This is a genomic window from Mycobacterium sp. DL440, from assembly GCF_011745145.1.
GTDB lineage: Bacteria > Actinomycetota > Actinomycetes > Mycobacteriales > Mycobacteriaceae > Mycobacterium.
This window is the reverse complement of sequence record NZ_CP050191.1, coordinates 2,733,359-2,751,897: the sequence shown is the minus strand read 5'-3', so window position 1 is coordinate 2,751,897 and position 18,539 is coordinate 2,733,359. Positions and strand designations below refer to the sequence as shown.

Genomic DNA, 18,539 nt, shown 5'->3' with positions numbered 1-18,539 from the left:
AGGTAGCGCTCCACTCGTGTGGCCACGCGCTGGTCCGTCCTACGTTCGCCGTATCACCGATAACGTCCGGAACCGAAGGAGGGGCGACGATGACATTCATCCCGTGCACGATCAAGGGGTTGCCTGCCGAGAAACTGGTCGCCTCCGCGGAGGCGGCCGTCGAGGTCAATCCGGCGAATGCGCCCAACATCACGGGGCTGTCCGCGGACGACCTACCGTCGCGGGAGCACCTGGCGGTCATGACCAACAAGCGCTGGAGTGCCGATGGTGTCCGGCTCACCGTCGGCTTTCTCGACTCCCCGCCGGCTGACCTGCAGCGCCGAATCCTGGCCCACATGAACGCATGGGGAGCCTGGGCCAACATCAGGTTCGTGCCGTCCGGCGTCAACCCCCAGGTGCGGATCGCGCGCGTTGCCGACGACGGCTATTGGTCGTACCTCGGCACCGACATCCTGCTTGCCGCGGCGAACGAGCAGACCATGAACCTCGAGGGCTTCACGATGAACACGCCCGAGTCGGAGTTTCACCGGGTGGTGCGGCACGAGACGGGTCACACTCTCGGCTTCCCACATGAGCACCGGCGCAAGGCGATTGTCGACCGCATCGACCGTGAGAAGGCCATCGCCCTGTTCATGGCCACCCAGGGGTGGTCGCGGGATGAGGTGATCGAGCAGGTACTGACTCCGTTCGACGTCTCGGCGTTGACCGCGACCAACGAGACCGACGTGAACTCCATCATGTGTTACGACCTGCCCGGGTCGATCATGACCGATGGGATCGCCGTGCCGGGTGGGACCGACATCGACAACCTGGACGCCCAGTTCGCAGCCAGCCTGTACCCGGGCCCGGTTTCCCCGAGTTCGGTGTGGCCCAACGGCAAGTTGTACTTCGTCAATGGGTCGCAGTACGCGCGGTTCGACGACGCGGCAGGCAAGACCGACCCCGGCTATCCGCTGCCGATCGCCGGTAACTGGCCGGGGTTGTGGGCCGACGGGGTCGGCCGGCCGGACTAGCGGGATCCGGGTAGTCGGCTACTCGCGTCGCATGGCCGGAATCGAGCCAGGATGGTCAGCATGCCGATTTGGCGCACTATCGCCTCGACAATGCCCGATCCTGTGTTGAATGCCTTCTGCAGGGTCGAGCACAGTTCCGAGGTGTTGTGGTGAGTCCTTCCGACAGTGAACTCTGGACCGATCGGGTGCAGTGCGCCCTGTCGGACCTGGCGGCCAAGGAGATCGATGCCAGTCCGCAAAAGATCCTGGAGGCGGTGGCCGCCCGGTTCGCTTCGCGGTTCGACCCCGATGATCGCCTCGGCGTAGACGGGGCACCCCGGTGGCACCGCAGTGTCGACGATGCCGTCGATCACCTGGTGCACCAGAAACTGGCGACGCGGCGCAGGCCGGCGAAGGCCGGGGCTGATGCCGCGCAGCCGGTCGTGCGGTTGACCCCGGCCGGCCGGACCGCCGCCGAGCAGGCGTGTTCGCAGGCGATGACGCCCCCCGAGCGGGCCCGCACGGTGGCACCGACCCCGACCGAGCAGCCGCCTCATCGCGACCTGTTGGTGGCCGGGGTGATCACCCCGCCGCTGCGGGAGAAGTTCGTGGTGGGTCCTGGCGATCCGGAGAAGGCTCGGGAAACGTTGTGGCCGATCATGATCGAGTTGAATCTGCGCTACGCCGAAGGTGTCGCGGCAGCGGTGGCCCGGGTGAGTGAGCTGTGGCGGCTGTTGGACGGACCAGGCGAACCGCTCGAGGTTGCCGACCAGTTCATGGTGGGCGAGTTGACGACGAGGCAGATCGAGGGCCTGGTGTCGGCGGATTCCGTCCCGCAGAGCTGGCCCCAGCGGGCGGTGTACCGGATCTGGCCAGACTTCGATGCGCACCCCCAGATCGATGCCTCCGGCAACACCGTCAAGGCGGTCCCGGCGCAGCGGGCCTTCGCCTGCTATGGGGCGGGAATCGTCTGGGCGGTAGTCGATTCCGGAATTGACGAGACGCATCCGCACTTCACCGACCACGCGACCGTGAGTGACCCGACGGTGCACGAACTGCACCGGGATTTCACCGTCTCCGGTGGTGAGAAGGCGTTCGCGCCGAGCGCCCTGCAGGATGCCGACGGGCACGGATCCCACGTCGCGGGCATCATCGCCGGCGGTCTGGTCGAAAAGACCGCCGACGATGTGTACGTGGCCGAGAAGCGCTTCAATGTCGGCGCACCCGAAGGTGATATACCCATCCTGCAGAAGCGGGTGGTCAGCGAGCCCAGTCGGTTGGCGGGAATGGCGCCGGAGGCCAAGCTGGTCAGTCTCAAGGTGCTGGGTCCCGGCGAGAAGGCCTCGCGGGTGAGCCGGGTGATGCGCGCCCTCGCCTACGTCCGGGAGGTCAATGCGGCGAGCGAGCGGATGCCCCGCATCCACGGTGTGAACCTGAGCCTGGGATACGAGTTCGCGGCGGAGTGGTTCGCGTGCGGGCAAAGTCCGCTGTGCATCGAGGTCGACAAGACCGTGCGGTCGGGGGTGATCGTGGTCGCCGCGGCGGGCAACAGCGGATACGTTTCGCTCAATCCGCTTTTCACCACCGACGTCACGAAATTCAGTGCGGGCATGACGATCAACGACCCCGGAAACGCCCAGCGGGCGATCACCGTGGGATCGACGCACCGCGACGCCCCGCACACCTCCGGAGTCTCCTACTTCTCGTCCAAGGGGCCGACCGGCGATGGTCGGTGCAAACCCGATCTGTTGGCTCCCGGTGAGCGCATCACGTCGGTCGCGGCAGGCAAGTTCCGCAGCGATGTGCTGCGACAGACCGACGCACCGCCGCAGAGCGCGGCAATCTACATCGAGGCCACCGGGACGAGCATGGCCGCGCCGCATGTATCCGGTGCGGTTGCGGCGTTTCTGTCGGTCCAGCGCGAACTCATCGGGAACCCCGAGGAGATCAAGCGCATCTTCACCGAATCGGCTACCTCCCTGGGCCGGGACCCGGCATTCCAGGGCGGCGGTCTGCTGGATCTGATGCGTGCGTTGCAGTCCGTGTGACGAGTTCATCCACGAGCCTCAAGGAGTCCACATGACCGAATCCGTCAAAGGCAGGCCGTTGTGGCGGTTGGTGTTCGACGCCGACGGCGATGTCGATGAGGCAACGCTGTCCGCGCTGCGTGACGGCATCGGTGCGGAGGCGATCACCGATCTGGTGCTGTTCTCGCACGGCTGGAACAACGACGAGGCCGCGGCGGAGTCGTTGTACGCCCGCTGGTTCGGGCTGCTGGCCGACCAGCTCGATCCGGACCGCAAGGTCGGTTTCGTCGGTATCCGCTGGCCATCGCAACTGTGGCGCGACGAACCGATTCCGGACTTCGACGATGCGCCGGCGGCGGACGGCGGGGGCGCCGCCGCGCTGGACGAGCGGACGGTGACGGTGGCCGGGCCGGCCACCATCGATCCTGCCGAGCTGAGGGATCTCAAGGACATGTTCCCCGACGGCAGCGAGCATCTGGATGCCATCGCTGCCCTGTTGGAACTGCCGCCCACCGCTGAGCGGGCCGGAAAGGTGTTCGACGAGTTGCGGAAGTTCAACGCGGCCACCAAGACCGGCTTCGACGACGGCGAGGAGGACAAGCCGGTGCAGGTCCCGGGCATGCTCGACGAACAGCGCCCGCCCGTCGACGTCTTCAACAAGTTCGCCGACCGGTTGGCCGACGGCGGCGTGCAATTCGGCGACGGTGGCGGCGGTGAGGCCGGTCTGGGCGATCTGGGCAGCAAGATCTGGCATGGCGCCAAGGAAGTCCTGCGTCAGCTGAGCTACTGGAAGATGAAGAACCGTGCCGGTGTCGTCGGCCGCAAGGGTCTGGGCCCGGCAATCGATGACGTGGTCGGCGCCCACCCGAATCTGCGTATTCATCTGGTCGGCCACAGCTTCGGTGCCCGGCTGGTGTCGTTCGCGCTCGACGGGATCGCCGATCGGACACCGTCATCGGTGAAATCGGTGACGCTGCTTCAGGGTGCGTTCTCCCGGTTCACCTTCACCAAGGGGCTGCCGTTCCGAGATGGGGATGGTGCTCTGGTCGGGCGGCTGGCCCGGATCGACGGTCCGATGGCCGTCTGCTTCTCCAGCCATGACAAGGCATTGGGGACGTTCTACCCGCTGGCATCACTGACCGCCGGCGAGGATGCGGCCGGCATCGACGATCCCTTGGCCCGCTGGCGGGCCATGGGGGCACTCGGGGCGTTTCGCACTGACATACTGCCCCTGGACGACGAGGGCACGACGTACCCGTTCCAATCCGGTCAGATCCTGAGTCTGGATTCGTCGGACGTCGTGGCCAAGGAGGACGGCCCGTCGGGCGCGCACAGCGACATCTTCCACAAGGAACTCAGTTGGGTTGCCGCGACTGCCGGGAAATTGATCCCGGCCTGATTGTGTGTGTGATCGCGGCTTCGCCGCTCAACACACTCCATCGGCTCGGAAATGAACGCGAGCGTCCATTTCGCTCGCCTCAGTCGTGTGTCCGAGGGGGGACTTGAACCCCCACGCCCGTTAATAGGGCACTAGCACCTCAAGCTAGCGCGTCTGCCATTCCGCCACTCGGACTTGCCAACCACTCGGGGTTGGGCGCCTAAGGCTATCGGATTGGGTGCCCAAGACCCAAACCGGCGTCCCGGACCGAATCGGTGGTACCAATGGGACTGTGACGGTCCCCGCCTCCAGCGCGGACGAGGTAGTCGATCTCGTCAGTGCGCTCATCCGATTCGACACCTCCAATACCGGTGACCCGGCCACCACCAAGCCTGAAGCAGAGTGTGCCCACTGGGTGGCCGAGCAGCTGCACGAGGTCGGCTACGAGACGGAATACGTCGAGGCCGGGGCGCCGGGGCGCGGCAATGTCTTCGCCCGGTTGCCCGGTGCCGACTCCAGTCGCGGCGCCCTGATGATCCACGGGCACCTCGACGTCGTCCCGGCCGAGCCCGCCGATTGGAGCGTGCACCCGTTCTCGGGTGCGGTCAAGGACGGCTACGTCTGGGGCCGCGGCGCGGTGGACATGAAGGACATGGTCGGGATGACCATCGCGGTGGCCCGGCATTTCAAGCGGTCCGGCATCGTCCCGCCCCGCGACCTGGTGTTCGCGTTCGTCTCCGATGAGGAACACGGTGGCACCTACGGCGCCAACTGGCTGGTGGACAACCGGCCAGACCTGTTCGAGGGCGTGACCGAGGCGATCGGTGAGGTGGGCGGGTTCTCCCTGACCGTGCCGCGCAAGGACGGCGGGGAGCGGCGGCTGTACCTGATCGAGACCGCCGAAAAGGGACTGGCCTGGATGCGTCTGACCGCACGCGGCCGGGCCGGGCACGGCTCGATGGTGCATGACGACAACGCCGTGACGGCCATCGCCGGTGCCGTCGACCGGCTGGGCCGTCACCAGTTCCCGTTGGTGCTCAATCCCGCAGTGGAAGAGTTCCTCACCGCCGTGGCCGAGGAGACCGGCTACGACTTCGACGTGACCTCGCCGGACCTGGACGGCACCATCGCAAAACTCGGCGGCGTGGCCCGGATCGTGTCGGCCACCCTGCGCGACACCGCCAACCCGACCATGCTCAAGGCCGGCTACAAGGCCAACGTCATCCCCGCATCGGCGGAAGCCGTGATCGACTGCCGGGTGCTGCCGGGCCGCAAGGAGGCCTTCGAGCGCGAGGTCGACGAGTTGATCGGTCCCGATGTGACGCGCAGCTGGGAGCGGGATCTGCCGTCCTACGAGACCACGTTCGACGGTGATCTGGTGGACGCGATGAACGCCGCGATCCTGGCACTCGATCCCGACGCCCGCACCGTGCCCTACATGATGTCGGGCGGGACCGACGCGAAGTCGTTCCAGCGGTTGGGGATTCGCTGCTTCGGGTTCGCTCCGCTGCGGCTGCCGCCCGAACTGGACTTCGCGGCGCTGTTCCACGGTGTCGACGAGCGGGTGCCGGTGGACGCGCTGCAATTCGGCGCGGGCGTTCTGGAACACTTTTTGCGGAACTGCTGACTGCACGAGTCACGACGAGAGGGAACCATGAGCACATCTCCGTACGACAGCCTGCCGAAGCTGCCGACGTTCACCCTGACCTCCGAGTCGGTCAGCGATAGCCAGCCACTGGCCAATGACCAGGTCAGCGGGATCATGGGGGCCGGCGGTTCGGACACCTCGCCGCAGCTGAGCTGGTCGGGCTTCCCCGACGAGACCAAGAGCTTCGTGGTCACGGTGTACGACCCGGATGCCCCGACCGCCTCGGGCTTCTGGCACTGGGCGGTGGCCGACCTGCCCGCCTCGGTGACCGAGCTGCCCGCCGGGGCCGGCGACGGCGGCGACCTGCCCGGTGGCGCGGTCACGCTCACCAACGACGCGAGCCTGAAGCGCTACCTCGGTGCGGCCCCGCCCGCCGGTCACGGTCCGCATCGCTACTACATCGCCGTGCACGCACTGCCGGTCGAATCGTTGGAGCTGCCCGAGGGCGCGACCCCGGCCTATCTGGGCTTCAACCTCTTTGGTCAGGCCATCGCCCGCGCCGTCATCCACGGCACCTACGAGCAGAAGTAGTGCTCAGCGCGCGGTGGTGTCAGCGTGCAGCCGAACCCACCGCGTCGCTCAGCGACGTGAACCCGCCGGCGCGCAACCGCTCGGCGATACCGTCGTGGATGTGCTTGGCCCACAGGCCGCCGCCGTAGATGAACCCGGTGTAGCCCTGCAGAAGGGTGGCCCCGGAGGTGATCCGTTCCCACGCGTCGTCGGCGGTCTCGATGCCGCCGACGCTGATCAGCACGAGCTTGTCGCCCACCCGCGAGTACAGCCGGCGCAACACCTCCAGTGACCGGTGTGCGACCGGGCGTCCGGAGACCCCGCCGGCACCCAGTTCGGTGACACCGGCTGTGGCCAACCCGTCACGCGACACGGTGGTGTTGGTGGCGACGATTCCCGCCAGCCCCAATTCGACTGCCAGGTCCGCGATTTCGTCGACATCGGCATCGGAGAGGTCGGGGGCGATCTTGACCAGCACCGGCTTGTCCGTCTCGGCCTTGACCGCGGCCAGGATCGGCCGCAGTGATTCCACTGCCTGCAGATCCCGCAGTCCGGGGGTGTTGGGTGAGCTGACGTTGACGACGATGTAGGCGGCCAGTGCACTGACCAATCGGGTGCTCTCGGCGTAGTCGGCGACGGCGTCTTCGGCCGGGGTCAGCTTGGTCTTGCCGATGTTCACCCCGATCGGCACGTCGGGGGTGTGCCGGGCCAGTCGGATCGCCAACGCTCCGGCGCCCTCGTTGTTGAAACCCATCCGGTTGAGCAGCGCATGGTCCTCGGGCAGCCGGAACAGCCGGGGCTCGGGATTCCCCGGTTGCGGTTGCGCCGTGACGGTGCCGACCTCGGCATAGCCGAAGCCCAGCGCACCCCAGGTCTCCACGCCGCGGCCGTCCTTGTCGAAACCGGCGGCCAGGCCCATGGGACCGGGGAACCGCACCCCGAACACCGTGCTGGCCAGCACTGGATCGGCGGGCGCCAGCCGGCGTGCGAGTGCCCGCCGCGGGATCGCCGGACCGGTGACGGCACGCAGAAGGGCGAACACCCACTGGTGAATTCGTTCCGGGGGCACCAGGAAGAATGCCCGCCGCAGAGCCGCGTACATCACAGCGAAGGTGCCTGGGGTGTGCCCGGCATGGATGACGCGGATTTCTTGCGGCGCAACAGCACCCGTCGGCTCCCATCTGTATAGGCCCGCACGCGGGTCAGTTCCCAGCCGCGGTACTCGGCCTCGATGGACAAGCGGATCGAGGCGCTGATCCTGGTGACATCGGGCGGTAGCCGCAACGGTATCCAGTCGTATTCCTCGGAACGGTCTTCGGCGACGACCTTTTCCCACCCCGGTGGCATGCGGCCCTGTTGGATGGTGGTCATCGGCGACCCGACGCGCTGCCGATCACCTGGATACCCGCTCCGGACCCCGACACCACGTAGAGGGTGTCGGTCTTGTCGTCGTAGGACAGGGAGTTCGGTTGCTGCACGGTTCGATAACGCACCTTTTCCACCGGTATGCCGGTGGAGAGATCGTAACCAATCACGGTATTGGCCGCGGTCTGCGACACCCAGGCCAGCTTGTCGGACCCGGCCAGGCCGTAGGGGGCGGCGGGTACCGGGTAACGCTGGCGCATGATCAAGGGATCTGCGCCGAACACCAGTAGCTCGTCGCCGCGGGTGTCGGCGACCAGGACCCGGCCGCGCGCATCGGCGGCCATGGTGGTGGCGCCTTCGCCGGCCCGCAGTGCCTGCGCGGCTTTGGTGCCGCTGGGGTTGACGGCAGTCACCGAGGTTTGCCCGCGGTCCAGAACCACTGCGGTGTTTCCTTGTGTGACAAGCGAATCCACCCGGGCAAAGATCTTGAGCTGGGCGGCCACGGTGTGGTCGCTGCCCAATGTGTAGACCGCTCCGTCGGCACTGCCCAGCACCGGATTGCCGTCGGCGCGCATGGCGACCGCGGTGAAGTCGACGCCCTGGGCGCCGTCCACGTCGACTTTGCTGGCCTTGGCGTCGGCGAGGTCGACCCGGAAGTATCCGCCCCGGGTGGACGCCAGGACTCCACCCTTGCCGTCGACGCTGAGCGCGGTGGCCGCGGGCATCAGCGTCACCTCGCGCGGCGGCCGGCTGCCCGTCAGCAGGCTCAGGGTCGACTGGCCTTCGGACGCGGGGGTCAGAACGGCCAGTGTGCCGGTTGCTGAGTCGAACACCGCGCTCACCGCGTGTCCGCGTAATTGTCGGATCTCGCCGTCCGGTGTGGTGGTGACCGGGGGCGAAACTGCGGCCTGAGCGGGCTCGATGGTGGGCGGCGGGGTGTCGGCGGGGTTGGACGTGCAGCCCGCGGTGAGCAGCAGGGCCAGCGCAATGAGGCCGGCGCGAACTGGCTGACCTGCAAGGATTGGGCGCAACGGAGGGCTCTCGGTCGGGAACGGATGGTCGGTGACGTGCAGGAATCCAGTCTAGGCATGGCTCTCGATCGGAAATGGTCGCGTCTGCAACCATCGCGGCATAAGTAGAGGTATGGTTCGACCATGACCCTCGCCGCAGACCGGGAACTGGGTAACCGGGAGTTTGCTATGGAGGATATTTCCACTGGTGTACACGCCAGTGGGTTTGGCCAAGTTGGCGATGGCCGGAGTTTTTCTTTCCACATCGAACGTCAGCAACTCGTGATCGAGGTCTACCGTCCGCGCCTGTCCGGACCCGTTCCGGTCGAGGACGATGTGGTGGCCATGGCCAGCCGCAAACTGACCGATATCGACCTGTCTGATGAACGCAGCCTGTCGGCAACGGTCCGGGACGCCGTCGCCGACGCGCAGCCGGTTTCGCGCGCCGCTCGCTGACGCATCTCACTGCCGGCGTCACGGTACGGTCGTCGTCGTGACTGACGTCGGTGCCATGTCCTGGCTGCAAGTGGTTGTGTTGTCGATTGTCCAGGGGCTCACCGAGTTTCTGCCGGTCTCGTCGTCGGGGCACCTCGCGATCACGTCCCGGGTGTTCTTCGACGACGACGCAGGCGCCTCGTTCACAGCGGTCACCCAGCTGGGCACCGAGCTCGCCGTGCTGGTGTACTTCGCGCGCGATATCGGCCGGATCATCAAGGCCTGGTTCGCCGGGCTGTTCAATGCGCCACACCGGTCCTCCGACTACTGGCTGGGCTGGTGGGTGATCATCGGCAGCGTTCCGATCGGCGTGTTCGGCCTGCTGTTCAAAGATGAAATCCGCACCGGCGCACGCAATCTGTGGCTGGTGGCCACGGCGCTGATCGTGTTCTCGGCGGTGATCGCCGCGGCTGAGTATTACGGCAGGCAGGTTCGCCGCGTCGAGCAGCTGACCTGGCGCGACAGCATCATCGTCGGCCTGGCCCAGTGCCTGGCACTGGTGCCGGGGGTGTCGCGTTCCGGTGCGACCATCAGCGCCGGCCTGTTCCTCGGGATGGAGCGCGAGTTGGCCGCCCGGTTCGGTTTCCTGCTGGCGATTCCGGCGGTGTTCGCCTCCGGCATCTTCTCGCTGCCCGATGCGTTTCATCCGGTCGGGGAGGGGATGAGCGCCACCGGCGCCCAGCTGCTGGTGGCCACGGTGATCGCGTTCATCGTCGGCCTCGCGGCGATCGCCTGGTTCCTGAAATTCCTGGTGTCGCACAGCATGTACTGGTTTGTCGGCTATCGGGTGGTGCTGGGCGTGGTGGTGCTGGCACTGCTGGGTACCGGGGTGGTTGTGGCGCAATGATCCAGACCGTGAAAGCTGACCTATGACCGACGAGCGCCGGCGCGAGGAGCCCATATGACCGTGATCCTGCTGAGGCATGGCCGCTCGACCTCGAACACCGCACACACCCTGGCGGGCCGGAGCGAGGGCGTCGACCTCGACGAACGCGGTGCCGAACAAGCCGCCGGCCTGGTGGCGCGGATCGGCGAGCTGCCGGTGACCGCGATCGTGCACTCTCCGTTGTTGCGCTGCGCACGCACGGTGGCGCCGCTGGCCGAGGCGCTGACGCTGCAGCCGGTCGTTGACGAACGGCTCACCGAGGTGGATTACGGCAGTTGGACCGGGCGCGCCATCGGCGAACTGGTGAAGGAACCCCTGTGGTCAGTGGTCCAGCAGCAGCCCAGTGCGGCGGTGTTCCCCGAGGGCGAGGGCCTGGCCCAGGTCCAGGCCCGGGCGGTCGCTGCGGTGCGGGAACGCGACCGTGCGCTGGCCGATGAGCACGGTGCCGACGTGTTGTGGCTGGCGTGCACGCACGGCGACGTGATCAAGGCGGTGCTCGCCGACGCGTTGGGCGTGCACCTGGACGGGTTCCAGCGGATCACCGCCGACCCGGCGTCGATGAGCGTGATCCGCTACACCGAGCTGCGCCCATTCGTGATGCACATCAATCACACCGGCACGCAGTTGAGCGCCGGGCTGGCCGCCAAACCGGCCACCGACGCCGTGGTGGGTGGGTCCACCAACTGACCCGCGGTACCGATACCGGTATTTTGGAAGGTGCCATGTCCCGCGCAATTCACGTCTTTCGCACTCCCGACCGTTTCGTGGCCGGGACCGTCGGCCAACCCGGTAACCGGACTTTCTATTTGCAGGCTGTCCACGACAAGCGGGTGATCTCGGTGATCTTGGAGAAGCAGCAGGTCGCGGTGCTGGCCGAGCGCATCGCCGCCCTGTTGACCGAGATCAATCGCCGTTTCGGCACGCCGATCCCGCCGGACACCGGTGAAGTCAGTGACCTGCTGCCGCTGGTCACCCCGGTCGATGCCGAGTTTCGGGTGGGGACGATGGGCCTGGGCTGGGATTCGGAAGCGCAGACCGTCGTGGTGGAGCTGCTGGCGGTTTCCGAGGGCGAGTTCGACGCCTCGGTGGTGCTGGACGACGCCGAGGAGGGCCCCGACGCCGTGCGGGTGTTTCTCAGCCCGGAGTCGGCCCGGGAGTTCGCCACCCGCTCCAACCGGGTGATCTCGGCCGGACGCCCGCCCTGCCCGCTGTGCGATGAGCCGCTGGATCCCGACGGGCACATCTGCGTGCGCACCAACGGTTATCGGCGCGGTGAGGTGGCCGGATCCGACGATGACGCAGAGTCCTAGCCCCGAGCCGGACCCGGGCCCCGACCCCGACGATGGCGAGGTCCTGGCCGACGGCGAGTTGACGGTGATCGGCCGCATCCGGTCGGCGAGCAACGCCACCTTCCTGTGCGAGGCCAACCTGGGCGCGCGGCAGGTGCACTGCGTCTACAAGCCGATCCGGGGTGAAGCCCCGCTGTGGGATTTTCCCGACGGCACGCTGGCCGGCCGCGAGCTGGGCGCCCACCTGGTCTCGGCCGCATTGGGTTGGAATGTCGTGCCCCACACCATTATTCGTGACGGACCTGCGGGGCCGGGCATGCTGCAGCTGTGGGTGGACCAGCCCGGTGATCAGGTGGGGGACGAGCCGGATTCAGGACCCGATCTGGTGGACCTGCTGCCGGCCGGACATCTCCCGCCGGGTTTCCTGCCCATCCTGCAGGCCTACGACTACGCCGGCGACGAGGTGACGCTGGTGCACGCAGATGATCCCCGACTGTTCCGGATGGCAGTGTTCGACGTGCTCATCAACAACGCCGACCGCAAGGGCGGGCACATCCTGGCCGGCCTCGACGGCGCGGTCTTCGGCGTGGACCACGGGGTGAGCCTGCACGTGGAGGACAAGCTGCGGACCGTGCTGTGGGGCTGGGCCGGCAAGCCTGTCGATGACGAAACCCTGGCTGACATCGTGGCCCTGCGTGATGGGTTCGGCGGTGTCGCCGAGCAGTTGTGCGCACACATCACCGACGCCGAGATCGCCGCCTTGCGGTCCAGAATCGTTGGGCTGCTGAGCAATCCGGTGATGCCGACGCCGGATCGGCACCGGCCGATCCCGTGGCCGGCCTTCTAGCCGGGCTCTAGCGGGCGCGCCCGAACCCCTCGAACGGATTCCACGACTGGCTGCCGCGCACCACGTGCAGGTAGTAGGCGTAGTTGGCGGTGGACATCGCCAGCGCGAAGACGCCGAAGCTGACGGCCCGGCCGATCGTGTCGCTGACATCGAGCACCACCAGGACTACGGCCACCGCGATGACCAACGCCAACAGCGTCAAACCCTTGCGCCACATGCCCTTGACGAAGTAGTAGAGCGGCCCGAACAGGAACGCCAGGATGTTCGACGTGAGCCGCAGCTTGGCCATCAAGCTGAGGTTGCGGTATGCGGCCTTGGCCTCGGGGCTCGCGCTCGGCAGGCCGTAGGTGTTGAAGAAATCGAACTTCCAGCGCCACGAGTCGGACAAGTTTTCTACGGGGGTCTGCTCGCTCATGGCCCGACCCTAATGGCACAACGGGCCCCGCCAGCACACCAATTCGGCGGGCCACCGATACTTGACCGGTGCACTCGACCGACGCCGACCTGGCTGCCGCAGTGGCCAAGGAGGCCGGCGAGCTGTTGCTGGCCGTACGCGAGGAGGTCGGTTTCTACGACCCCTACTACCTCGGCGACGAGGGGGACCGGCGGTCCAACGTACTGATCCTGGACCGGCTGGCGGAGGCCCGTCCCGGCGACTCCGTGCTCAGCGAGGAGGCGGTCGACGACCTGTCCCGCGTCGACGCCGATCGGGTGTGGATCGTCGACCCCGTCGACGGCACGCATGAGTTCTCCCTGCCAGGGCGTGAGGACTGGGCCGTGCACATCGCCCTGTGGCAGCGCTCGGTCGGCGTCGACGGTGGTCTGTCGGACGCCGTGGTGGCCCTGCCCGCGCGCGGTGAGGTGTACCGCAGCGACACCGTCAGTCCGCCCTCGCCGCGCCGCGACGGTCCGCTGTTGATCACCGCGAGTTCGAATCGACCTCCGGCGGTGCTGTGGCGGATGCGCGAGCAGCTCGATTTCCGGATGGTGCGCATCGGCTCGGCCGGCGCCAAGGCGATGGCCGTGGTGCGCGGTGACGTCGACGCCTACATCCACGCCGGCGGGCAGTGGGAATGGGATTCGGCGGCGCCCGCGGGCGTGGTCCTGGCCGCGGGACTGCACGCGTCCCGTCTCGACGGCTCGGAGCTGCGCTACAACCGGGCCGACCCGTACCTGCCGGATTTCGTGATGTGCCGCAAAGAGCTGGCGCCGATCCTGTTGGAGGCGATCGGGGTGGCCCGGTGAGCGGTCTCCGCAGCGGTCCGGGAATGGAATCGTCGGCGGCGTTGTCTGACTTGGGAGAACTGTGCGGGACCGACCGGCGGGAGGCCGTCCTGAGCGAGCACCTTAGAGTCGAAGCCATGCAATCGTGGTCGGCACCGTCAATTCCGGTGCTGGAAGGGCGTGGTCCGCAGCTGCGGCTGTACGACAGCGCTGACCGGCAGGTACGTCCGGTCACGCCGGGACCGACGGCCACCATGTACGTGTGCGGCATCACCCCCTATGACGCCACCCATCTGGGCCACGCCGCGACCTACCTGACCTTCGACCTGGTGCACCGGCTGTGGCTGGACGCCGGGCACACCGTGCACTACGTGCAGAACGTCACCGATGTGGACGATCCGCTGTTCGAGCGGGCCGACCGCGACGGCATCGACTGGCGTGACCTGGGTGACCGCGAAACCCAGCTCTTCCGCGAGGACATGGGGGCACTGCGGGTGCTGCCCCCGCGCGACTACGTGGCCGCCACCGAGACCATCTCCGAGGTGGTCGAGTTGGTGGAGAAGATGCTTGCCTCGGGTGCGGCCTATGTCGTCGACGACGCCCAATACCCCGACGTGTACTACCGCGCCGACGCCACTGCGCAGTTCGGCTACGAGTCGGGCTACGACCGCGAGACCATGCTTCGGCTGTTCGGCGAGCGGGGCGGTGATCCCGATCGCACAGGCAAGAGCGACGAGCTCGACGCCCTGCTGTGGCGTGCCGAACGGCCCGGTGAGCCCAGCTGGCCGTCACCGTTCGGAGCGGGCCGGCCCGGCTGGCACGTGGAGTGCTCGGCGATCGCGCTCACCCGCATCGGCTCCGGACTGGACATCCAGGGTGGCGGCAGCGACCTGATCTTCCCGCACCACGAGTTCTCCGCAGCGCACGCCGAATCCGTCACGGGGGAGCGGAGATTCGCCCGCCACTACGTGCACGCCGGCATGATCGGCTGGGACGGGCACAAGATGAGCAAGAGCCGCGGCAACCTGGTGTTGGTGTCCCGGCTGCGCGCGCAGGGCGTCGACACGTCGGCCATTCGGCTCGGGCTGTTCGCCGGGCATTACCGCACCGACCGGTTCTGGAGCGACGCGGTGCTGGAGGCGGCCAACGTCCGGCTGAAACAGTGGCGCACCGCCACGGCGCTGCCCGCCGGTCCGGATGCCACCGATGTGGTGGCCCGGGTGCGTCAATACCTCGCCGACGATCTGAACACCCCGAAAGCGCTTGCCGCACTGGATGGTTGGTGTACCGATGCGTTGGCCTACGGCGGGCATGACACCGAAGCGCCGGGTACCGTGGCCGCCACTGTCGACGCACTGCTGGGTGTGGATCTGTAACGGTCCCGGCGGGTAGGTTTAGCCACCATGGGCTCAGTGAACGGGAAAGTCGTCTTCATCACCGGCGGTGCACGCGGGATCGGTGCCGAGGTGGCCCGCCGACTCCGACGCAGGGGCGCCAAGCTGGTGCTCACCGACCTCGATGAGGCGCCGTTGAGCGCGCTGGCCGCCGAACTCGGCGAGGAGCATGTGTTGACGGCGCTGGCCGACGTGCGCGATCTGGCCGCCATGCAGAAGGCCGCTGACGCCGCCGTCGAGCGTTTCGGCGGCATCGACATCGTGATGGCCAACGCCGGCATCGCCAGCTTCGGTTCGGTCCTGCAGGTGGACCCCGAGGCGTTCAAGCGGGTCATCGACATCAACGTGACCGGCGTGTTCAACACCGTGCGGGCCACGCTGCCGTCCGTCGTCAAGCGCCGCGGGTACGTGCTGGTGGTGTCCTCGCTCGCGGCCTTCACCTCGGCACCCGGGCTGGCCGCCTATCACGCCTCCAAGGCCGGTGCCGAGTACTTCGCCAACACGCTGCGCCTCGAGGTGGCCCACCTCGGCGTCGACGTCGGCTCGGCGCACATGAGCTGGATCGACACCCCGCTGGTGCAGGACGCCAAGTCGGACCTGTCGGCCTTCCAGGAAATGCTGTCGAAGCTGCCGCCGCCCCTGAACCGGACCACCACCGTCGACGCCTGCGGTGCGGCCTTCGTCAAGGGCATCGAGGGACGCAAGAAGCGCATCTACAGCCCGGAATGGGTCGGGGCGTTCCGGTGGATCCGGCCGTTCGTCACCACGCCGCTGGCCGAACGCGACATCCGCAAGTTCACTCCGACGCTGCTGCCGAAACTCGACGCCGAGGCTGCCGCACTGGGCCGCTCGACCAGCGCCCGCATCGAGGCCCTGGAGAAGCCGTGATGCGCCTTGCCGCGGTGTTCCTGCTGACCGCCGTCCTGGCCGGGTGTGCCGGCACCGAGCGTGCCGCCGAGACCACCCCGGCGCCGCCGGGCGGGGCACCGCCCGCCGAGGTACCCCTCGAACAGGTGCGGGCCATCGCCAAGGAGGCCTACATCTACGGCTTCCCGATGGTCGACAACTACCGGGTGATGCACTCCTACTTCGTCGACACCTCCGATCCCGAGTACAAGGGCGGCTGGAACGAGGTACACAGCACCGCCCGGGTGTACGGGCCGCAGGACGGGGCGATCCAGACACCGAACTCTGACACCCCATATTCCAGCCTCGGCGCCGACCTGCGCACCGAACCGCTGGTGCTCACCGTCCCGCCGATCGAGCAGGACCGCTACTACTCATTGCAGTTCGTCGACGGTTACACCTACAACGAGGCCTACGTGGGCAGCCGCACCACAGGTAACGGCGGCGGGAAGTTCCTGCTGGCCGGCCCGAATTGGAAGGGCGACAAACCCGAGGGCATCAACGAGGTGATCCGCTCGGACACCGATCTGATGATGGTGCTGTACCGCACCCAGTTGTTCGGCGAGTCCGATCTCGACGCGGTCGAGAAGATCCAGTCCGGCTACCAGGTGACGCCGTTGTCGGCGTATCTCAATCAGCCCGCGCCGCCGGCCGCCGCCCCGATCGATTTCGCCCCGCCGTTGACTCCCGACCAGCAGAAGACCTCACCGCAGTTCTTCGAAACCCTCAACTTCGCATTGCGATTCGCCCCGGTGCTGCCCCAGGAGAAGGAGCTGCGCGACCGGTTCGCCAGCATCGGCATCGGCCCCGAGGGTGACTTCGATGCCGACAAGCTGGCGCCGGAGCGGCGCAAGGCGATCGAGGCCGGCATGGCCGACGCCTGGGCCGAGTTCAACACGCTCAAGAAGGACAAGGTCGACACCGGTGAGGTCGGTTCGGCGCAGTTCTTCGGTACCGCCGAGGACCTGAAGGGCAACTACCTGTACCGGATGGCCGGCGCGGTGCTGGGCATCTATGGCAACACGGCCGCCGAGGCGATCTACCCGAGCGCGACGGCCGATGCCAGTGGGCAACCGCTGAGCGGATCGCAGAAATACACCTATCGGTTCGCCAAGGGCCAGCTGCCGCCGGTCAACGCGTTCTGGTCGCTGACCATGTATCAGCTGCCGTCCAGCCTGCTGGTGGCCAACCCGATCAATCGCTACCTGATCAACTCCGAGATGCTGCCCGACCTGGTCGCTGATCCCGACGGCGGTTACACGTTGTCGATCCAGAACCAATCCCCGGGTGCAGGCAAGGAGGCCAACTGGCTGCCCGCACCGAAAGGGCCGTTCGTGGTGGTGCTGCGGTTGTACTGGCCCAAGCCGGACGCCGTCAACGGGGTGTGGCAGGCGCCGAAGCCGGAGCGGGTGTAGCTATCACCCGCGCCGACGGCGCCCCTCTTGAGTGCTAACGTCCGCGCCTACGCAGGTAGCGCTCGAACTCAGCGGCCAGCGCGTCGCCGTCGATCTTGCCGAGTGCCTCGTTCATGTCGACCTCGGCGTCGCCGCGCTCCTCCAAGGAGGCGACGTATTCGGCGATCTCCTCGTCCTCGGCCGTCATCTCGGAGACGGCCTGCTCCCACTCCTCGGCGGCGGCGGGCAGATCGGCCAATGGCACCTCGACGTCCAGCACGTCCTCGACCCGGCGCAACAGGGCCACCGTCGCCTTGGGGCTGGGCGGCTGCGACACGTAGTGCGGAACCGCCGCCCAGAACGTCACCGCTGGGATACCGGCCTGGACGCAGGCGTCCTGGAACACCCCGGCGATCCCGGTCGGACCTTCGTAGCGGGTTTCCTCCAGCCCGAAGACCTTCGCCGACTCGGCGGAATACGCCGAGCCCGATACCGGCACCGGCCTGGTGTGTGGGGTGTCGGCCAGCAGCGCGCCCAGGATCACCACGGTCTGCACGTTCAGTTTGTCGGCGATGGCCAGCAACTCGGCGCAGAAGGTGCGCCAGCGCATGTTGGGTTCGACGCCGTGCATCAGCACCACGTCGCGGTTGCTGCCCGGGGGGCGGCAGTGCGAGATCCGCATCGAGGGCCACACGAGTTCGCGGGTGACGCCGTCGACCTGACGAATCACCGGGCGGTTCACCTGATAGTCGTAGTACGACTCGTCGTCGATCTCGACGATCGGTTGGGCTTCCCAGATCGCATCCAGGTGGTCCAGCGCGTCACTGGCCGCGTCGCCGGCGTCATTCCAGCCCTCGAAAGCCGCCACGACGGTGGCGTCCTTCAAATCGGGCAGGTTCATACGCCGGCCGGCGTTCGGATACGACGGTGTCACACCTTCAGCCTAAGCCTTGGATGGTGCCGATGAGCCCGTTGTACGTGCGGGTCGCCGCGGCGCCGAACAGCGGCATTTGATAGACGGACTATCCTGTTTGTATGGCTGCCGCCGACAAGTCTGCCTACGACACCGACCTGCTGGACACCTGGTCGCAGCGCGTAGTGGTGGGTGACGGGGCAGTCGACACGAAATACGTTCGGCTGCAATCTGGTCAGGGGCACGCGTCGCCAAGCAGGT

At 67.4% G+C, this 18,539-nt stretch carries 19 protein-coding genes and 1 tRNA gene; 14 read left to right on the top strand and 6 right to left on the bottom strand.

What is annotated here, in order from left to right; all coding sequences use genetic code 11:
• Positions 1-89: 89 nt before the first annotated feature.
• The 3 genes from HBE63_RS13350 (at position 90) to HBE63_RS13340 (ending at position 4,418) form a co-directional block, all read left to right on the top strand.
• Positions 90-1,013: a hemopexin repeat-containing protein gene (locus HBE63_RS13350; RefSeq protein WP_166905171.1), complete on the top strand. Its 924-nt coding sequence runs from the start codon at positions 90-92 to the stop codon at positions 1,011-1,013.
• A gap of 149 nt (positions 1,014-1,162) precedes the next feature.
• Complete coding sequence (locus HBE63_RS13345; protein WP_166905170.1) at positions 1,163-3,040, top strand: S8 family peptidase; 1,878 nt, start codon at positions 1,163-1,165, stop codon at positions 3,038-3,040.
• A gap of 31 nt (positions 3,041-3,071) precedes the next feature.
• Positions 3,072-4,418, top strand: coding sequence for a serine-threonine protein kinase (locus HBE63_RS13340; protein ID WP_166905169.1), 1,347 nt, complete (start codon positions 3,072-3,074; stop codon positions 4,416-4,418).
• An 88-nt stretch (positions 4,419-4,506) separates the two neighbouring features.
• Here HBE63_RS13340 and HBE63_RS13335 read toward each other — a convergent pair.
• Positions 4,507-4,592 (bottom strand) — tRNA-Leu (locus HBE63_RS13335).
• 97 nt (positions 4,593-4,689) lie between these two features.
• Between HBE63_RS13335 and HBE63_RS13330 the strand changes: the two genes are divergently transcribed.
• Both HBE63_RS13330 and HBE63_RS13325 read left to right on the top strand, forming a co-directional pair.
• Positions 4,690-6,024: a M20/M25/M40 family metallo-hydrolase gene (locus tag HBE63_RS13330; RefSeq protein ID WP_166905168.1), complete on the top strand. Its 1,335-nt coding sequence runs from the start codon at positions 4,690-4,692 to the stop codon at positions 6,022-6,024.
• A gap of 27 nt (positions 6,025-6,051) precedes the next feature.
• Positions 6,052-6,576: a YbhB/YbcL family Raf kinase inhibitor-like protein gene (locus HBE63_RS13325; protein ID WP_166905167.1), complete on the top strand. Its 525-nt coding sequence runs from the start codon at positions 6,052-6,054 to the stop codon at positions 6,574-6,576.
• 19 nt (positions 6,577-6,595) lie between these two features.
• On the opposite strand, the gene HBE63_RS13320 is transcribed toward HBE63_RS13325, so the two are convergent.
• From HBE63_RS13320 to HBE63_RS13310, 3 genes are read right to left on the bottom strand one after another with little or no spacing between them, the layout of a single operon-like run.
• Complete coding sequence (locus HBE63_RS13320) at positions 6,596-7,657, bottom strand: quinone-dependent dihydroorotate dehydrogenase (RefSeq protein ID WP_166905166.1); 1,062 nt, start codon at positions 7,655-7,657, stop codon at positions 6,596-6,598.
• The gene (locus tag HBE63_RS13315; RefSeq protein WP_166905165.1) at positions 7,657-7,926 is read right to left on the bottom strand and encodes a DUF5703 family protein; all 270 of its coding nucleotides are present in this window, start codon (positions 7,924-7,926) and stop codon (positions 7,657-7,659) included. Before HBE63_RS13315 ends, HBE63_RS13320 begins: the two co-directional genes overlap by 1 nt.
• Positions 7,923-8,951, bottom strand: a complete 1,029-nt coding sequence (locus HBE63_RS13310; protein ID WP_166905164.1) for a YncE family protein — start codon at positions 8,949-8,951, stop codon at positions 7,923-7,925. Before HBE63_RS13310 ends, HBE63_RS13315 begins: the two co-directional genes overlap by 4 nt.
• Positions 8,952-9,074: 123 nt before the next feature.
• On the opposite strand from HBE63_RS13310, the gene HBE63_RS13305 reads away from it, so the two are divergent.
• The 5 genes from HBE63_RS13305 to HBE63_RS13285 are packed head-to-tail and all read left to right on the top strand — an operon-like array spanning position 9,075 to position 12,447.
• Positions 9,075-9,386: a hypothetical protein gene (locus tag HBE63_RS13305; RefSeq protein WP_166905163.1), complete on the top strand. Its 312-nt coding sequence runs from the start codon at positions 9,075-9,077 to the stop codon at positions 9,384-9,386.
• A gap of 55 nt (positions 9,387-9,441) precedes the next feature.
• Positions 9,442-10,272 (top strand): undecaprenyl-diphosphate phosphatase, encoded by an 831-nt coding sequence (locus tag HBE63_RS13300; protein ID WP_166909749.1) that lies wholly within the window; start codon positions 9,442-9,444, stop codon positions 10,270-10,272.
• A gap of 54 nt (positions 10,273-10,326) precedes the next feature.
• Complete coding sequence (locus HBE63_RS13295) at positions 10,327-10,998, top strand: histidine phosphatase family protein (protein WP_166905162.1); 672 nt, start codon at positions 10,327-10,329, stop codon at positions 10,996-10,998.
• A gap of 35 nt (positions 10,999-11,033) precedes the next feature.
• Positions 11,034-11,621, top strand: coding sequence for a DUF3090 domain-containing protein (locus HBE63_RS13290; protein ID WP_166905161.1), 588 nt, complete (start codon positions 11,034-11,036; stop codon positions 11,619-11,621).
• Positions 11,605-12,447 carry an SCO1664 family protein gene (locus tag HBE63_RS13285; RefSeq protein WP_166905160.1) on the top strand — a complete coding sequence of 281 codons (843 nt, stop codon included), beginning with the start codon at positions 11,605-11,607 and terminating at the stop codon, positions 12,445-12,447. The genes HBE63_RS13290 and HBE63_RS13285 overlap by 17 nt, the downstream gene beginning before the upstream one ends.
• A 7-nt stretch (positions 12,448-12,454) precedes the next feature.
• Here HBE63_RS13285 and HBE63_RS13280 read toward each other — a convergent pair whose 3' ends face one another.
• The gene (locus tag HBE63_RS13280) at positions 12,455-12,862 is read right to left on the bottom strand and encodes a DUF2628 domain-containing protein (RefSeq protein ID WP_166905159.1); all 408 of its coding nucleotides are present in this window, start codon (positions 12,860-12,862) and stop codon (positions 12,455-12,457) included.
• A 68-nt stretch (positions 12,863-12,930) separates the two neighbouring features.
• Here HBE63_RS13280 and HBE63_RS13275 point away from each other — a divergent pair, with 68 nt between their 5' ends.
• The 4 genes from HBE63_RS13275 to HBE63_RS13260 all read left to right on the top strand — a co-directional run bounded on the left by HBE63_RS13275 (position 12,931) and on the right by HBE63_RS13260 (position 17,386).
• Positions 12,931-13,692, top strand: a complete 762-nt coding sequence (locus tag HBE63_RS13275) for a 3'(2'),5'-bisphosphate nucleotidase CysQ (RefSeq protein WP_166905158.1) — start codon at positions 12,931-12,933, stop codon at positions 13,690-13,692.
• A 116-nt stretch (positions 13,693-13,808) separates the two neighbouring features.
• Positions 13,809-15,047: a cysteine--1-D-myo-inosityl 2-amino-2-deoxy-alpha-D-glucopyranoside ligase gene (gene mshC / locus HBE63_RS13270; protein WP_166905157.1), complete on the top strand. Its 1,239-nt coding sequence runs from the start codon at positions 13,809-13,811 to the stop codon at positions 15,045-15,047.
• A gap of 27 nt (positions 15,048-15,074) precedes the next feature.
• Positions 15,075-15,953 (top strand): SDR family oxidoreductase, encoded by an 879-nt coding sequence (locus HBE63_RS13265; RefSeq protein ID WP_166905156.1) that lies wholly within the window; start codon positions 15,075-15,077, stop codon positions 15,951-15,953.
• Positions 15,953-17,386 (top strand): DUF1254 domain-containing protein, encoded by a 1,434-nt coding sequence (locus tag HBE63_RS13260; RefSeq protein ID WP_166905155.1) that lies wholly within the window; start codon positions 15,953-15,955, stop codon positions 17,384-17,386. The genes HBE63_RS13265 and HBE63_RS13260 overlap by 1 nt, the downstream gene beginning before the upstream one ends.
• A gap of 34 nt (positions 17,387-17,420) precedes the next feature.
• Here HBE63_RS13260 and HBE63_RS13255 read toward each other — a convergent pair whose 3' ends face one another.
• Complete coding sequence (locus HBE63_RS13255) at positions 17,421-18,299, bottom strand: PAC2 family protein (protein WP_371814985.1); 879 nt, start codon at positions 18,297-18,299, stop codon at positions 17,421-17,423.
• Positions 18,300-18,539 lie beyond the last annotated feature (240 nt).

Coding starts and splice junctions, on each gene's coding strand:
- HBE63_RS13340 (WP_166905169.1), top strand. CDS start 3,072: ATGACCGAATCCGTCAAAGGCAGGCCGTTGTGGCGGTTGGTGTTCGAC.
- HBE63_RS13265 (WP_166905156.1), top strand. CDS start 15,075: ATGGGCTCAGTGAACGGGAAAGTCGTCTTCATCACCGGCGGTGCACGC.
- HBE63_RS13285 (WP_166905160.1), top strand. CDS start 11,605: ATGACGCAGAGTCCTAGCCCCGAGCCGGACCCGGGCCCCGACCCCGAC.
- HBE63_RS13280 (WP_166905159.1), bottom strand. CDS start 12,862: ATGAGCGAGCAGACCCCCGTAGAAAACTTGTCCGACTCGTGGCGCTGG.
- HBE63_RS13320 (WP_166905166.1), bottom strand. CDS start 7,657: ATGTACGCGGCTCTGCGGCGGGCATTCTTCCTGGTGCCCCCGGAACGA.
- HBE63_RS13290 (WP_166905161.1), top strand. CDS start 11,034: ATGTCCCGCGCAATTCACGTCTTTCGCACTCCCGACCGTTTCGTGGCC.
- mshC (WP_166905157.1), top strand. CDS start 13,809: ATGCAATCGTGGTCGGCACCGTCAATTCCGGTGCTGGAAGGGCGTGGT.
- HBE63_RS13325 (WP_166905167.1), top strand. CDS start 6,052: ATGAGCACATCTCCGTACGACAGCCTGCCGAAGCTGCCGACGTTCACC.
- HBE63_RS13315 (WP_166905165.1), bottom strand. CDS start 7,926: ATGACCACCATCCAACAGGGCCGCATGCCACCGGGGTGGGAAAAGGTC.
- HBE63_RS13295 (WP_166905162.1), top strand. CDS start 10,327: ATGACCGTGATCCTGCTGAGGCATGGCCGCTCGACCTCGAACACCGCA.
- HBE63_RS13350 (WP_166905171.1), top strand. CDS start 90: ATGACATTCATCCCGTGCACGATCAAGGGGTTGCCTGCCGAGAAACTG.
- HBE63_RS13260 (WP_166905155.1), top strand. CDS start 15,953: ATGCGCCTTGCCGCGGTGTTCCTGCTGACCGCCGTCCTGGCCGGGTGT.
- HBE63_RS13305 (WP_166905163.1), top strand. CDS start 9,075: ATGACCCTCGCCGCAGACCGGGAACTGGGTAACCGGGAGTTTGCTATG.
- HBE63_RS13300 (WP_166909749.1), top strand. CDS start 9,442: ATGTCCTGGCTGCAAGTGGTTGTGTTGTCGATTGTCCAGGGGCTCACC.